The organism is Variovorax sp. AC194 (assembly GCF_979257995.1).
Map to the genome: position 1 here is coordinate 3,018,075 of NZ_OZ409823.1, position 13,317 is coordinate 3,031,391.

Here is a 13,317-nt window from a genome sequence, read left to right on the forward strand (position 1 = left end):
GCTGCCGATGGAGTGGCATTGCAAGCCTTTCGACGCTTTGACGGCGTCGCAGCTCTACGCGATTCTGTCGGCGCGCAGCGAAGTCTTTGTCGTGGAGCAGCGCTGCGTGTACCTCGATGCGGACGGCAAGGACGCGCAGGCGCACCATCTTTTCGCAATGGACGATGTGGATGGCGCAGGCGGTGCGCGGGGCCGGCCGCAGGTGGCTGCGTACCTGCGGCTCCTGCCGCCGGGCGTGTCCTACGAGGAAGCCTCGATCGGACGCGTCCTCACGGGCACCGCGTACCGCGGCCGTGGCCTCGGGCAGGAGCTCCTGAACCGCGGCCTCGCGCAGGCGAACGGGTTCTGGCCCAACGCCGCGCTGCGGATCGGCGCGCAGGCGTACCTGCAGAAGTTGTATGAGTCGGTGGGCTTTGCCTCGGTTGGCGAGCCCTACGACGAAGACGGGATACCGCACATCGAGATGGTGCGGCGCGTTCATCACTAAATTTTCGGAAATCAAATGACCACCAAACAATTCGACGTCATCGTCATCGGCGGCGGCCCCGGCGGCTACATCGCCGCGATCCGTGCGGCGCAACTGGGCTTCAACGTGGCCTGTATCGACGAGTGGAAGAACGCCAAGGGCGGTCCCGCACTCGGCGGCACCTGCACCAACGTCGGCTGCATTCCCTCGAAGGCGCTGCTGCAATCGTCGGAGCATTTCGAGCACGCCGGCCACGGCTTTGCGGACCATGGCATCAACGTGTCGGGCCTGTCGCTGGACATCGGCAAGATGCTGGCCCGCAAGGATCAGGTCGTGAAGCAGAACAACGACGGCATCACCTACCTTTTCAAGAAGAACAAGATCGCGTCGTTCCACGGCCGTGGCTCGTTCGTGAAGGCGGCCGAAGGCGGCTACGAGATCAAGGTGGCGGGCGCCGCCGAGGAAACCATCGTCGGCAAGCACATCATCGTGGCCACGGGCTCCAATGCCCGCGCGCTGCCGGGTGCGGCCTTCGACGAAGAAAACATCCTGTCGAACGACGGTGCGCTGCGCATCGGCGCGGTGCCCAAGAAGCTCGCGCTGATCGGCTCGGGCGTGATCGGCCTGGAAATGGGTTCGGTGTGGCGCCGCCTCGGCTCGGAAGTGACGGTGCTCGAAGCGCTGCCCACGTTCCTGGGTGCAGTGGACGAACAGATCGCCAAGGAAGCCAAGAAGGCATTCGACAAGCAAGGCCTGAAGATCGAGCTGGGCGTGAAGGTCGGCGAGATCAAGTCGGGCAAGAAGGGCGTCTCGATCGCCTGGACCAACGCCAAGGGCGAAGCCCAGGTGCTGGACGTCGACAAGCTGATCGTCTCGATCGGCCGCGTGCCCAACACCATCGGCCTCGCAGCCGATGCCGTGGGCCTGGCGCTGGACGAGCGCGGTGCCATCACCGTGGACGGCGACTGCAAGACGAACCTGCCCAACGTGTGGGCGATCGGCGACGTGGTGCGCGGCCCGATGCTGGCGCACAAGGCCGAGGAAGAGGGCGTTGCCGTGGCCGAGCGCATTGCCGGCCAGCACGGGCACGTCAACTTCAACACGATTCCCTGGGTGATCTACACGCACCCCGAAATCGCGTGGGTCGGCCAGACCGAGCAGCAGCTCAAGGCCGAAGGCCGCGCCTACAAGGCCGGCACCTTCCCGTTCCTGGCGAACGGCCGCGCACGCGCGCTGGGCGACACGACCGGCATGGTCAAGTTCCTGGCCGATGCGACGACGGACGAGATCCTGGGCGTGCACATGGTGGGCCCGCAGGTCAGCGAGCTGATCTCCGAAGCCGTGGTGGCCATGGAGTTCAAGGCCAGCGCCGAGGACATCGCGCGCATCTGCCACGCGCACCCGTCGCTGTCGGAAGCCACGAAGGAAGCCGCCCTGGCGGTCGACAAGCGCACGCTCAACTTCTGATGCGCTGATCCCTTGGCCAGCGTCAAAGAGGCTTACGAGAAGGAACTCGCCGCGCGCGGGTTCCACAGCGATCCCGCGCAGCTGCATGCCGTGGAGGCGCTGGATCGCTGCGCGAACGAATGGGCCGAGTACAAGGCCCAGCGTTCCAACGCGCTGAAGAAGTTCATCAACCGGCCCGAGCTGCCGCGCGGCGTCTACATGTACGGTGGCGTCGGGCGGGGCAAGAGCTTCCTGATGGACCTGTTCTTCAACGCGGTGCCGCTGCGCCGCAAGACGCGGCTGCACTTCCACGAATTCATGCGCGAGGTGCACCGCGAGCTGCGCGAGTTGCAGGGCACGGTCAACCCGCTCGACGAGCTGGGGCTGCGGATTTCGAAGCGCTACAAGCTCATCTGCTTCGACGAGTTCCACGTCGCGGACATCACCGACGCGATGATTCTTCACCGCCTCTTGGTGTCGCTGTTCGAGAACGGCGTGGGCTTCGTCACCACCTCCAATTTCAAGCCCGACGACCTGTACCCCGGCGGGCTGCACCGCGACCGCATCCTGCCCGCGATCGCGCTGCTCAACGAGAAGCTCGAAGTGCTGAGCGTGGACAACGGCACCGACTACCGGCGCCGCACGCTCGAGCAACTGCGCATGTACCTCACGCCGAACGACGCGTCGGCCGAGAAGGAAATGCGCAAGGCCTTCGACAAGCTGGCAGAGACGGCCGACGAAAACCCGGTGCTGCACATCGAGGCGCGCGAGATCCGCGCGCGGCGCAAGGCCGGCGGCGTGGTGTGGTTCGACTTCAAGACGCTCTGCGGCGGACCGCGCTCGCAGAACGACTACCTGGAGATCGCGAGCCAGTTCCACACCGTGCTCCTGTCCGACGTGCCGCACATGCCGGTGCGCATGGCTTCGGAAGCACGCCGTTTCACCTGGCTGGTGGACGTCTTGTACGACCGGCGCGTGAAGCTCATCATGTCGGCTGAGGTTCCGCCCGAGGCGTTGTACACCGAGGGTCCGCTGGCGCACGAGTTTCCGCGCACGGTCTCCCGGCTCACCGAAATGCAGTCGAGCGAGTTCCTCTCCCTGGAACGCCGCATCGTCGATACCCGACTCACATGAAAAAAATCGCCCTTGCCTTGCTGATGACGTTGGCCAGCCTTCCGCTCTGGGCGCAGTCGAACGCCGCGGCCGGCAACGCCAACCTCGATGCCGAACGCAGCCGGCTCTCCAGCGAGCGCGAAGCGATCGAAGCGCGCTTCGTGCTGGAGCGGACGGCCTGCTACAAGAAGTTCGCGGTCGAAGACTGCCTGCGCGAGAGCCGCGGCCGCCGGCGCACGGAGCTGGACAGCATCAAGCGCCAGGAAACGGCGATCAACGACATCCAGCGCCAGCGCGCCGGTGCCGCGGAGTTGCAGAAGCTCGACCAGAAGGCCGCGACGCAACGCCCGGCGGACACGAACGAAAAGAAAGAGCAGTCGCAGCAGGGCCAGAAGGACCGCGAGCAGCGCGCCGCCGACCATGCCACCAGCCGTGCCGCCACGGCCGCCGAGGCCGCCGAGCGCCAGCGGCAGTTCGACGACAAGCAGAAGGCGCACGCCGATGCACAGGCCAAGGCCGCACAGCGCCGCGCCGAGGCGCCGACCACCGCCGCGCAGTTCGCCGACAAGCAAAAGAAGGCCGAAGAGCACAGGGCGAGCCGCGAGCGGCAGAACGCCAACCGCACCAAGCCGCGCGGCGCGCCGCTGCCGCCGGCCACGGCCGCATCAGCGCCGGCGCGCTGAGCGCGATGCGATCAGGCGGTGGCCGCAGCGGCCGCCGTCTCCGGCAGCGAGTCGAACTTCAGCACGGCGATCGAGATGTTGTCGCCCGTGCCGCGAGCCCGGCGACGCGCTTCTCCCACCAGGATTTCGACCGCATCGCGCGGCGGCTGCGCATACAGCACGCTCGCCAGCTCCGCGGGGCTGAAGTAGTGCCAAAGGCCGTCGCTGCAGGCCATCAGCAGGTCGCCCGGCTGCATCTTCGGGATGTAGTGCGGGTCGATGGGCGGCGGCGTCGTGGCCATGCCCAGGCACCCGAGCAGGATGTTGCCTTGCGGATGCACGTTGGCCTCAGCCTCGCTGATCTGGCCGCGGTCGACCAGCGCCTGCACGTACGAATGGTCGCGCGTGCGCTTGATGAGCTGCCCGTCGTGAAAGTGATAGATGCGCGAGTCGCCCGCATGGATCCACGCGCAGTCGCCCTTGGGGTTCATGAGAAATGCGGCCAGCGTGCTGTGCGGCTCCTGCTCGCTGGAGATCGCGGTGAGCTTGATGACCGTGTGCGCGTCGTCGAGCAGTTGGCGCAGCACGGCCTCGGGGTCGTCGCGGTCGGGGTGGTAGCGCGTGAAGAGCTGGCGCGCGGTCATCAGCACCTGGTCGGAGGCCTTGCGGCCACCGCTGCGGCCGCCCATGCCATCGGCGATGACGCCCAGGACACAGCCGGGCGTGCGCGGATGGCTCATCATCAACACCTGGTCCTGTTGATAGGGGCGGTCTCCCTTGTGGAGGCCGGTGGCGGCGGCAAGTCGAAAGCCTTGGGTCATGAGCACATGTGCGCCAAAGGCGCGCTTCCTGTCTTCTCGTAAATTCGTATCAGGACGTATTATCGAATGAACATGCGCCGCGCAAACCCTGCGTTCGCACACCCACCGTTGGACTCCAATCTCCACTCCCTTTCCCGCCAGCTGATCGAACTGCGCATCGAGCACGCCGATCTCGACGCCACCATCGACCGCCTCGCCGAAGCCTCGCCGCAAGACGAGCTCCTGCTGCGGCGCCTGAAGAAGCGCCGTCTCGCGCTGCGCGACCAGATCACGCGCGTGGAGAACATGCTCGACCCGAGAGAGCCCGCGTGACCGATACGCTCGAGGACAAGGTGCGCGATGCGTTCGCGCAGGGCGGGGTGCTTTCGCATGCGGCCGAACAGTTCCGCGAACGCTCGGGCCAGACCGACATGGCGATGGCGGTGGCACGCACCATCGACCAGGGCGGCGTGCTCGTGGTCGAGGCCGGCACCGGTGTCGGCAAGACTTTTTCGTACCTCGTGCCGGCCCTGCTGAGCGGCGAGCGCGTGCTGCTGTCGACGGCCACCAAGACCCTCCAGGATCAATTGTTTGGCCGCGATCTGCCACGCTTGGTCGAGGCTTTCGGGCTGCCGGTGCGCACAGCGCTCCTGAAGGGGCGCGGCAGCTACTTGTGCCTGCACCGGCTCGACACGGCGCGCCACGACGCCTCGCTGCCCGAACGCGGGAGCCTGCGCACGCTCGCCAAGATCGAGCAATGGTCCAAGGCCACGCGCACCGGCGACCTGGCCGAGCTGCCGGGGCTGGACGAGCGCTCGCCGCTCATTCCGCTGATCACGTCCACGCGCGAGAACTGCCTGGGCGCGCAGTGCCCGCAGTTCAAGCCCTGCCACGTCAACCTGGCGCGGCGCGAGGCGCTGGCGGCGGACATCGTGGTCATCAACCATCACCTGTTCTTCGCCGATCTCGCGGTGCGCGAGACCGGCATGGCCGAACTGCTGCCGACCGTGAGCGTGGTGGTGTTCGACGAGGCACATCAACTCAACGAAACCGGCGTGCAGTTTCTCGGCGCGCAACTGGGTAGCGGCCAGGCGCTCGACTTCGCGCGCGACATGTTGGGCGCCGGCCTGCAGCATGCGCGCGGGCTGGTCGATTGGCAGCAGCTGGTGGCGGCGGTCGAGCGTGCCGCACGCGAGCTTCGGCTCGTGGTCGGCAAGCAATGGCCCGGCGCCAAGCTGCGCTGGCTGGGGCAGTCGCCGGAGGGCGTCGATCCGGGGGCCTGGCAGGGGGCGCTCGAAGACCTGCAGCATTCGTTCGAGGCCGCCGCCGAGGGGCTCGATACCGTCAGCGAAATTTCTCCCGACTTCGTGCGCCTGCACGAGCGAGCGCAGCAGCTCGCCAAGCGCGCGGCGCGTTTCGCGCTGCCATGCGCGGTCGATTCGGTGCGCTGGGTGGACGTGGGCTCGCAGCTGCGGCTGATCGAATCGCCGCTCGACATCGCCGAGGCGATGCGCAAGCGCGTGCTCAAGATCAGCGAGCCGGGCGACGAAGACGACAGCGACACCGACGCCTACGGCGAGCGCCCCGCCGCGCAGGAGCGGGAGCCCGACCGCCGCGCCTGGGTCTTCACCTCCGCCACGCTGGGCGACGAGCCCACGTTGCGCTGGTTCACCGAGCCCTGCGGACTGGGCGATGCCGAGGTGCTGCGCGTGCAGAGCCCGTTCGACTACGCATCGCAAGCGGCGCTCTACGTGCCGCGCGTTTTTCCGAAACCCAACGACGCTTCGCACAGCGCGAAGGTCGCGCAACTTGCTGCACGCGGCGCCGCCGAACTCGGCGGCCGCACGCTGGTGCTGACGACCACGCTGCGCGCGTTGCGCACCATCGGCGACGCGATGAAGCAGCACTTCGAACTGCTCGATGCGGCGGTGCGGCCCGAGGTGCTGGTGCAAGGCGAGCTGCCCAAGCGCGTGCTGATGGAGCGATTCCGCGAAGGCGCAAACGAGGGGCGTGCCGGCTGCGTGCTGGTGGCGTCGGCGTCGTTCTGGGAAGGCTTCGATGCGCCCGGCGATGCGCTGCAACTGGTGGTCATCGACAAGCTGCCGTTCCCGCCGCCCAACGATCCCCTGGTCGAAGCACGCTCGCAGCGCCTGGAAGCGCAAGGGCGCAGCTCGTTCAGCGACTATTCGTTGCCAGAGGCGGCCGTGGCGCTCAAGCAGGGGGCGGGGCGTTTGATTCGCCGCGAGACCGACAGCGGCGTGCTCGCGATCTGCGACACGCGGCTGGTGGCGATGGGCTATGGCCGCCGCCTGCTGGCGGCGCTGCCGCCGATGCGGCGGCTGGAAACCGAAGCGGATTTCGAGAGCGCCATCGGCGCCCTCAAGAATCCTTACTAGGCGTTAGAAGCGCCTTACCAGAGCTTCCACCAGGGGTCGTTGTTGCCCTTGAAGCCGTTGGCCAGGTAGGTGCTCTGCGGATAGTTGGTGGTCAGCACGCGCTGGGCGTCGTCGCGCAGGTCGTTCATGCCGAGGGCGTCGTACGACTTCACCATGATGTACAGGGCTTCTTCGAGCGCCGGCACTTCGCGGTAGTCGGACAGCGCGATTTGCGCCCGATTGATGGCCGCCAGGTAGGCGCCACGCGAGTAGTAGTAGCGCGCCACGTGAACTTCGTACTGCGCGAGCGAGTTCACGATGTAGTTCATGCGCTGGCGCGCGTCGGGGGCGTAGCGCGAATCGGGAAAGCGCGTGACGAGGTCACGGAACGATTCGAACGATTCCTTGGCGGCCTTCTGGTCGCGCTCGGACAGGTCCTGGCGCGTGAGGAACGCGAACATGCCCAGGTCGTCATTGAAGTTGATCACGCCCTTCAGGTACAGCGCGTAATCGAGAGCCGGGCTGGCCGGATGCAGCTTCATGAAGCGGTCGATGGTGGCGATGGCATTGGCCTTTTCGCCGCCCTTGTACTGGGCGTAGGCCTTTTCGAGCTGGGCCTGCTGCGCGAGCGGGGTGCCGGCGGCGCGGCCTTCGAGCTTCTCGTACAGGGGCACGGCCTTGTCGTAGGCGCCCGAGCTGGATTCTTCCTTGGCTTCCGAGTAAATGCGGTTGGGGCTCCAGCCGGCGGTCTTGTCTTCCTTGGTGGAAGAGCAGCCGGTAGCGAGCAGAGCCGCCGCGCTGAGCGCGATCCAGGCGGGGACCGATAATTTGGCGCGAAACATCACATACGGCTTTCGTGAAACAGTTGCCTTCAATTATATCGACCGACCCTTCAGCCGATCCCCCGGAAACCATGGAGCTCGAAGAGGGCGCCGATCCGGTCGAGCCGAGCGAACTGCGCCCCTTTGCCATCAGCCAGGCCCAGCATGGCCAGCGGCTCGACCGGGCGCTGGCCGTCCTGGTGCCCGAATTTTCCAGGAGTTACCTGCAGCAACTGATCGAAGCCGGCGCTGTCGAGCTTCAGGGCCGCGCGCTCACCAAGGCCTCGGCCACCGTGCGCGCGGGACAGGCGGGCCACATCGAACTGCGGCCCACGCCCCAGAGCCAGGCCTTCCGGCCCGAGCCGATGGACCTCGTCACCGTATTCGAGGACGAGCACCTGCGCATCGTCGACAAGCCGGCCGGGCTGGTCGTGCATCCGGCCCCGGGCCATTGGAGCGGCACGCTCCTGAACGGGCTGCTGGCGCTCGATGCCAAGGCCGTGCTGCTGCCGCGCGCGGGCATCGTGCACCGGCTCGACCGCGACACCAGCGGGCTGATGGTGGTCGCGCGCACCCGCGCCGCGATGGACGCGATGGTGGCGCTGATCGCCGCGCGCGAAGTCAAGCGGCAGTACCTGGCGATCGGGCACAAGCCGTGGGCCGGCGCCGCGGCGCGTCAGGTCGATGCTCCGATCGGGCGCGATCCGCGCAACCGGCTGCGGATGGCCGTGGTCGACCTGGAGCGCCAGTCGGGCAAGACGGCCCGCACCCTGATCGAGCGGCTCGACAGCCACTCCGAAGGCTGCGTGGTGCGCTGCACGCTCGAAACCGGCCGCACCCACCAGATTCGCGTGCACATGGCGTCGATCGGCCATCCGCTGGTGGGCGACGCGCTGTACGGCGGTGCCCCGGCCGTCGGCCTGACGCGCCAGGGGCTTCATGCGTTCCGGCTCGCGTTCGTGCACCCCGTCACGCAAGCGGCGCTGGAGTTCCGCTCGCCGCCGCCGCCGGACCTCGTTCAGGCTTTGCAGTCCTGGGGGCTGGACTACAATCGCGCCTGACGGCCCGAGGGCCGCGCCGGCCCCCCGATGCCGGCCCTGCGTTGCACTCGCCGCGTGCCGGCAACGCCTCCTTCTTTCATCCTTCTGAACAAGCGCCCCCGAGGCGCCTTTTCCCGGATAACGCGAACCATGAATACGGCGGATGCCAAGCGCATTCTCGAAACCGCCTTGATCTGTTCGAGCCAGCCGTTGCCGGTGCGCGATCTGCGCGTGCTGTTCGACGACGAACTGGGTGTGGACACCATCAAGGTGCTGTTGCTTGAACTGCAGGAAGACTGGGCGCAACGCGGCCTGGAGCTGGTGAGCGTCGGCAGCGGCTGGCGCTTCCAGAGCCGGCCCGAAATGCGCGACCACCTCGATCGCCTGCATCCCGAGAAGCCGCCGCGATACACGCGCGCCGCGCTCGAAACGCTGGCCATCATTGCCTACCGTCAGCCGGCCACGCGCGGCGACATGGAAGACATCCGCGGCGTCACGATCAACTCGCTGATCTTGAAGCAACTGGAGGACCGCGGCTGGGTCGAGGTGATCGGCCACCGCGAAACCGTCGGCCGGCCCGCGCTGTACGCGACCACGCGCCAGTTCCTCGACGACCTCGGTCTCGCTTCGCTGGACCAGCTGCCGCTGATCGAAACCCCCGCGCAGCAGGCCGCGCTGGTCGACGCGCTCGAGCAGGCCTCCGGCAACCAGCCGGGCCTGCCGATGGATGCGGTGGCCGAGTCCGATGCCGACGCGTCCGCCGATGGCGACGCGGACGTGATGCCGGGCGAAGCGACGCAAGAAGCTCCCTTGACAGCCGACGGCACGATCGAAGCCGCCCCCGAAGTGGTGGAAGCTGCAGCCGCGCAGGTGGCCGAAGACGCCGCAGCGGCCGAAGCGGATGAAGCCCCGCTTCCCGCAGCCGACGAGGCCGGGTCTCCCGCCGAAGCCGAGCCCACCTCCGTTACCGATTCCGACCCCGATGCCGCGTCCCAGGACGAGGCCGACCCCCACGCAGTTCCTCCGGAAAAACCCCATGAGCCCATCTGACACCGACGACGCAGGAATTCCGCCGGTCGCGCCTGAATCCGAGAAAAAGGAGGCGCCAGCGACCGAGCAGGCTGCGGATGCGGGCATCGATTCCGCAGCGCCTGCCGATGGCGAGGCTCCCAAGAAGCGGCGCCCGCGCAAGAAGAAGGTGATCGAGGTGGCTGCCGATGAGGCCGAGGCATCGCCCGTGGCCGAGCAGGCCGAGCCCGTAGAGCCCGTGCTCCAGGCGCCGGTTGTCGCAAGTGCATCCGAAGAAGTCCAACCGGTCGAAGCCGCTCGCCAGGAGCGCCCCGCAGAGGAAGCTCCCCGCGGTGACCAGAACGATCAGGGTGACGACGAGGACGAAGACGAAGAGCCCGACGAGGAAGAAGACGACCTCGACCGCGCCCGCCGTGCCGCCGAGCGCGAGCAGCGCAATGCACCGCCGCCAGAGCCGATCCGCTTCGCGGACGTCATCTCGGGCCAGTTCGACGCCGACGAGGAAAGCCCCGAGGTGCCGCCGCTCAAGCGCGTGCTGCTGCCCGAAGCCGATTCGCCCAAGCTGCACAAGGTGCTGGCGCAAGCGGGCCTGGGTTCGCGGCTCGAGATGGAGTCGCTGATCCTGCAGGGCCGCATTTCCGTCAACAACGAGCCTGCCCACATCGGCCAGCGCATCCAGTACGGCGACCAGGTCAAGATCAACGGCAAGCCGATCCGCTACCGCATCGCGCCACCGCCGCCGCGCGTGATCGCGTACCACAAGCCCGTGGGCGAAGTGGTCACGCATGACGATCCGCAGAACCGGCCCACGGTGTTTCGCAAGCTCCCGCGCCTGCAGCAGGGCAAGTGGCAATCGGTCGGCCGCCTCGACCTGAACACCGAAGGCCTGTTGCTGTTCAGCAGCTCCGGCGACCTGGCCAATCAACTGATGCACCCGCGCTTCGGCCTGGAGCGCGAGTACGCGGTGCGCGTGCTGGGTGCGCTCAGCAGCGAAGAGAAGCAGAAGCTGCTCGACGGCGTGCGCCTGGAAGACGGCATGGCGCAGTTCGGCACCATCGAAGAGGGCGGCGGCGAGGGCTCCAATTGCTGGTACCGCGTGACCATTTCCGAAGGCCGCAACCGCGAAGTGCGCCGGCTGTTCGAGTCGGTGGGCCATGCGGTCAGCCGGCTGATCCGCATCCGCTATGGCGCGATGGTGCTGCCGCGCGGCCTGAAGCGCGGTGCCTGGATGGAGCTGGACGAGCGCGACATCCGCGCGCTGTTCCAGGCCTCCGGCGGTGCGGCCGCGCGCCCCGCGGCGCCCCAGCAACGTGGCCCCGGCGGCCCCGAGGGCGGTGGCCGCAACGGGCGCAACAAGAAGCGCCGCGGCAACCGCAACGGCGGTGGCCAGGGTCAGGGACAAGGACAGCAACCGCGCGAAATGCGCGATGACGGGCGCGAGGCGCCCATTCCGAATCCGCTGGGCGACGGCCGTGCGCCGCGCGGCGATCGCGGTGGCCGTGCCAACCGCGGCGGCGGTGGTGGTGGCAACGGCGGCCCGCCGCAGCAGCGCCGCGGCAATGCCGGCGGCGGCAACCGGCAGGGGCAGGGCGGTGGAGGCAATCGCCAGCAGGGCGACGATCGCCAGCCGAGCGGTGCCAATCAGCCCGACCCGATGAAGACCTCGCTGGGCTACATCGGCGCGGACAGCTTCTCGCGCCAGCGCAAGGAGCAGCGCGGAGGACCGGGGGGGCGCCGCAGCGGCGGCGGTGGCGCTCCGGGCGGCGGCGGTTACGGCGGCCCGGCCGGCTCGCGCCGCCGCGGACGCTGAAAGCCAGCCGTCACGGCGCGGCTTGCGCGGGGTTTTCACCAACCCCAGGGGCCGCGCCGGTTAAAATCAGAGGCTTTGTCGACTCGTGACGAAACAAATTCGTTGCAGTTGTGACAAAACACTTCAAAATCAAAGCTGCAGGAAGCATTTCAATGGCTATCGAACGTACTCTCTCCATCATCAAGCCCGACGCCGTTGCCAAGAACGTCATCGGCAAGATCGTCTCCCGCTTCGAAGCTGCCGGCCTCAAGATCGTCGCTGCCAAGCTGGTGCATCTGTCGCGCAACGAAGCCGAACAGTTCTACTCGGTCCACAAGGAGCGCCCCTTCTTCAAGGACCTGGTCGAGTTCATGATCTCGGGCCCCGTGTTCGTGCAAGTGCTCGAAGGCGAGAACGCCATCGCCAAGAACCGTGACCTGATGGGCGCCACCGACCCCAAGAAGGCAGCCGCCGGCACCATCCGCGCCGACTTCGCCGACAGCATCGACGCCAACGCCGTGCACGGTTCGGACGCTCCTGAAACCGCAGCGAACGAAGTCTCGTTCTTCTTCGCCGGCCTCAACGTCTACGCACGCTGAAGCTGTCTGCCGACTGATTCCATGACCACGGCCAACCTGCTCGACTTCGATCTCGAGGGTTTGGCTGCGTTCTGCGAAAAACTCGGCGAGAAGCGTTTCCGCGCCACGCAGCTGTTCCGCTGGATCCACCAGCGTGGCGCCAGCGACTTCACCCAGATGACCGATCTGGCCAAGTCGCTGCGCGAGAAACTCGCGACCACCGCGCGCGTGGAGGCCTTGCCGGTCCTCACGCAGCACGAATCCAAGGACGGCACGATCAAGTGGCTGTTCGACGTCGGCGACGGCAATGCCGTCGAAGCCGTATTCATTCCCGAGGACGACCGCGGCACGCTGTGCGTGTCGTCCCAGGCCGGCTGTGCGGTCGGTTGCCGCTTTTGCTCGACCGGGCATCAGGGCTTCAGCCGCAACCTGAGCACGGGCGAAATCGTCGCCCAGCTCTGGTTTGCCGAACACTTCCTGCGCAAGCACTTGAAGCGCACCGAACGTGTCATCTCCAACGTGGTGATGATGGGCATGGGCGAGCCGCTGCAGAACTACACCGCGCTGGTGCCCGCGCTGCGCACCATGCTCGACGACAACGCCTACGGCCTCTCGCGCCGCCGTGTCACCGTGTCGACGTCCGGCGTCGTGCCGATGATCGACCGCCTGGGCACCGACTGCGCCGTGGCCATGGCCGTGTCGCTGCACGCGCCCAACGATGCGCTGCGCGACGACCTCGTGCCGCTCAATCGCAAGTACCCGATCGCCGAACTGCTCGAGGCCTGCAAGCGCTATCTCGTGCACGCGCCGCGCGACTTCATCACCTTCGAGTACTGCATGCTCGACGGCGTGAACGACCAGCCCGAGCATGCGCGCCAGCTGATCGAGCTCGTGCGCAAGCACGATGTCTCGTGCAAGTTCAACCTGATTCCGTTCAACCCGTTTCCGGCCTCGGGCCTCCTGCGCTCGCCGCAGCCGCGCGTGCTGGCGTTCGCCCGGACGCTGAGCGAGGCGGGCCTCGTGACTACCGTGCGCAAGACGCGCGGCGACGACATCGATGCCGCCTGCGGGCAGCTCGCCGGCGACGTCAAGGACCGCACCCGCGCCGCCGAACGCATGGCCCAGCGCCGTGCGACCGAACGCCCCGTCGTCTTGCATCCGATGCGCAAGACCCCCACCGTCCCCCAGGAGCATTGAA

General features: G+C 67.5%; 13 protein-coding genes. 11 read left to right on the forward strand and 2 right to left on the reverse strand.

The features are described from left to right. Positions 1–7: 7 nt before the first annotated feature. The 4 genes from ACZYRS_RS14490 to ACZYRS_RS14505 are packed head-to-tail and all read left to right on the forward strand — an operon-like array spanning position 8 to position 3,708. Positions 8–487, forward strand: coding sequence for a GNAT family N-acetyltransferase (locus ACZYRS_RS14490; RefSeq protein WP_463419824.1), 480 nt, complete (start codon positions 8–10; stop codon positions 485–487). A gap of 15 nt (positions 488–502) precedes the next feature. Continuing rightward, positions 503–1,933 (forward strand): dihydrolipoyl dehydrogenase, encoded by a 1,431-nt coding sequence (lpdA, locus tag ACZYRS_RS14495; protein WP_463419825.1) that lies wholly within the window; start codon positions 503–505, stop codon positions 1,931–1,933. A gap of 12 nt (positions 1,934–1,945) precedes the next feature. Beyond that, complete coding sequence (gene zapE, locus ACZYRS_RS14500) at positions 1,946–3,046, forward strand: cell division protein ZapE (protein WP_463419826.1); 1,101 nt, start codon at positions 1,946–1,948, stop codon at positions 3,044–3,046. Beyond that, complete coding sequence (locus ACZYRS_RS14505) at positions 3,043–3,708, forward strand: hypothetical protein (protein ID WP_198788569.1); 666 nt, start codon at positions 3,043–3,045, stop codon at positions 3,706–3,708. Before zapE ends, ACZYRS_RS14505 begins: the two co-directional genes overlap by 4 nt. Positions 3,709–3,719: 11 nt before the next feature. Here the strand turns inward: ACZYRS_RS14505 and ACZYRS_RS14510 are convergent, their stop codons facing one another. Further along, the gene (locus ACZYRS_RS14510; protein WP_198788570.1) at positions 3,720–4,508 is read right to left on the reverse strand and encodes a PP2C family protein-serine/threonine phosphatase; all 789 of its coding nucleotides are present in this window, start codon (positions 4,506–4,508) and stop codon (positions 3,720–3,722) included. A gap of 108 nt (positions 4,509–4,616) precedes the next feature. Between ACZYRS_RS14510 and ACZYRS_RS14515 the strand changes: the two genes are divergently transcribed. Then, positions 4,617–4,820 carry a YdcH family protein gene (locus tag ACZYRS_RS14515; RefSeq protein ID WP_041943815.1) on the forward strand — a complete coding sequence of 68 codons (204 nt, stop codon included), beginning with the start codon at positions 4,617–4,619 and terminating at the stop codon, positions 4,818–4,820. After that, the gene (locus ACZYRS_RS14520; protein WP_463419827.1) at positions 4,817–6,883 is read left to right on the forward strand and encodes an ATP-dependent DNA helicase; all 2,067 of its coding nucleotides are present in this window, start codon (positions 4,817–4,819) and stop codon (positions 6,881–6,883) included. Before ACZYRS_RS14515 ends, ACZYRS_RS14520 begins: the two co-directional genes overlap by 4 nt. A gap of 14 nt (positions 6,884–6,897) precedes the next feature. On the opposite strand, the gene ACZYRS_RS14525 is transcribed toward ACZYRS_RS14520, so the two are convergent. Then, complete coding sequence (locus ACZYRS_RS14525; RefSeq protein WP_198788572.1) at positions 6,898–7,704, reverse strand: outer membrane protein assembly factor BamD; 807 nt, start codon at positions 7,702–7,704, stop codon at positions 6,898–6,900. A gap of 71 nt (positions 7,705–7,775) precedes the next feature. On the opposite strand from ACZYRS_RS14525, the gene ACZYRS_RS14530 reads away from it, so the two are divergent. The 5 genes from ACZYRS_RS14530 to rlmN all read left to right on the forward strand — a co-directional run bounded on the left by ACZYRS_RS14530 (position 7,776) and on the right by rlmN (position 13,316). Beyond that, positions 7,776–8,744: an RluA family pseudouridine synthase gene (locus ACZYRS_RS14530; RefSeq protein WP_463419828.1), complete on the forward strand. Its 969-nt coding sequence runs from the start codon at positions 7,776–7,778 to the stop codon at positions 8,742–8,744. A 129-nt stretch (positions 8,745–8,873) separates the two neighbouring features. Continuing rightward, positions 8,874–9,773, forward strand: a complete 900-nt coding sequence (scpB, locus tag ACZYRS_RS14535) for an SMC-Scp complex subunit ScpB (protein WP_463419829.1) — start codon at positions 8,874–8,876, stop codon at positions 9,771–9,773. Further along, positions 9,760–11,562 (forward strand): pseudouridine synthase, encoded by a 1,803-nt coding sequence (locus tag ACZYRS_RS14540; protein WP_463419830.1) that lies wholly within the window; start codon positions 9,760–9,762, stop codon positions 11,560–11,562. Before scpB ends, ACZYRS_RS14540 begins: the two co-directional genes overlap by 14 nt. Before the next feature lie 152 nt (positions 11,563–11,714). Then, positions 11,715–12,140 carry a nucleoside-diphosphate kinase gene (gene ndk, locus ACZYRS_RS14545; protein WP_013542117.1) on the forward strand — a complete coding sequence of 142 codons (426 nt, stop codon included), beginning with the start codon at positions 11,715–11,717 and terminating at the stop codon, positions 12,138–12,140. Positions 12,141–12,161: 21 nt separating this feature from the next. Next, entirely contained in the window at positions 12,162–13,316 is a 1,155-nt protein-coding gene (gene rlmN, locus ACZYRS_RS14550) for a dual-specificity RNA methyltransferase RlmN (RefSeq protein ID WP_463419831.1), read from the forward strand. The last annotated feature ends 1 nt before the right edge of the window (position 13,317 follow it).

Excerpts from the sequence above, each read along its gene's own strand:
- ACZYRS_RS14490 (WP_463419824.1), top strand. The coding sequence starts at position 8 with ATGGAGTGGCATTGCAAGCCTTTCGACGCTTTGACGGCGTCGCAGCTC.
- lpdA (WP_463419825.1), top strand. The coding sequence starts at position 503 with ATGACCACCAAACAATTCGACGTCATCGTCATCGGCGGCGGCCCCGGC.
- ACZYRS_RS14505 (WP_198788569.1), top strand. The coding sequence starts at position 3,043 with ATGAAAAAAATCGCCCTTGCCTTGCTGATGACGTTGGCCAGCCTTCCG.
- ACZYRS_RS14510 (WP_198788570.1), bottom strand. The coding sequence starts at position 4,508 with ATGACCCAAGGCTTTCGACTTGCCGCCGCCACCGGCCTCCACAAGGGA.
- ACZYRS_RS14525 (WP_198788572.1), bottom strand. The coding sequence starts at position 7,704 with ATGTTTCGCGCCAAATTATCGGTCCCCGCCTGGATCGCGCTCAGCGCG.
- ACZYRS_RS14530 (WP_463419828.1), top strand. The coding sequence starts at position 7,776 with ATGGAGCTCGAAGAGGGCGCCGATCCGGTCGAGCCGAGCGAACTGCGC.
- scpB (WP_463419829.1), top strand. The coding sequence starts at position 8,874 with ATGAATACGGCGGATGCCAAGCGCATTCTCGAAACCGCCTTGATCTGT.
- ACZYRS_RS14540 (WP_463419830.1), top strand. The coding sequence starts at position 9,760 with ATGAGCCCATCTGACACCGACGACGCAGGAATTCCGCCGGTCGCGCCT.
- ndk (WP_013542117.1), top strand. The coding sequence starts at position 11,715 with ATGGCTATCGAACGTACTCTCTCCATCATCAAGCCCGACGCCGTTGCC.
- rlmN (WP_463419831.1), top strand. The coding sequence starts at position 12,162 with ATGACCACGGCCAACCTGCTCGACTTCGATCTCGAGGGTTTGGCTGCG.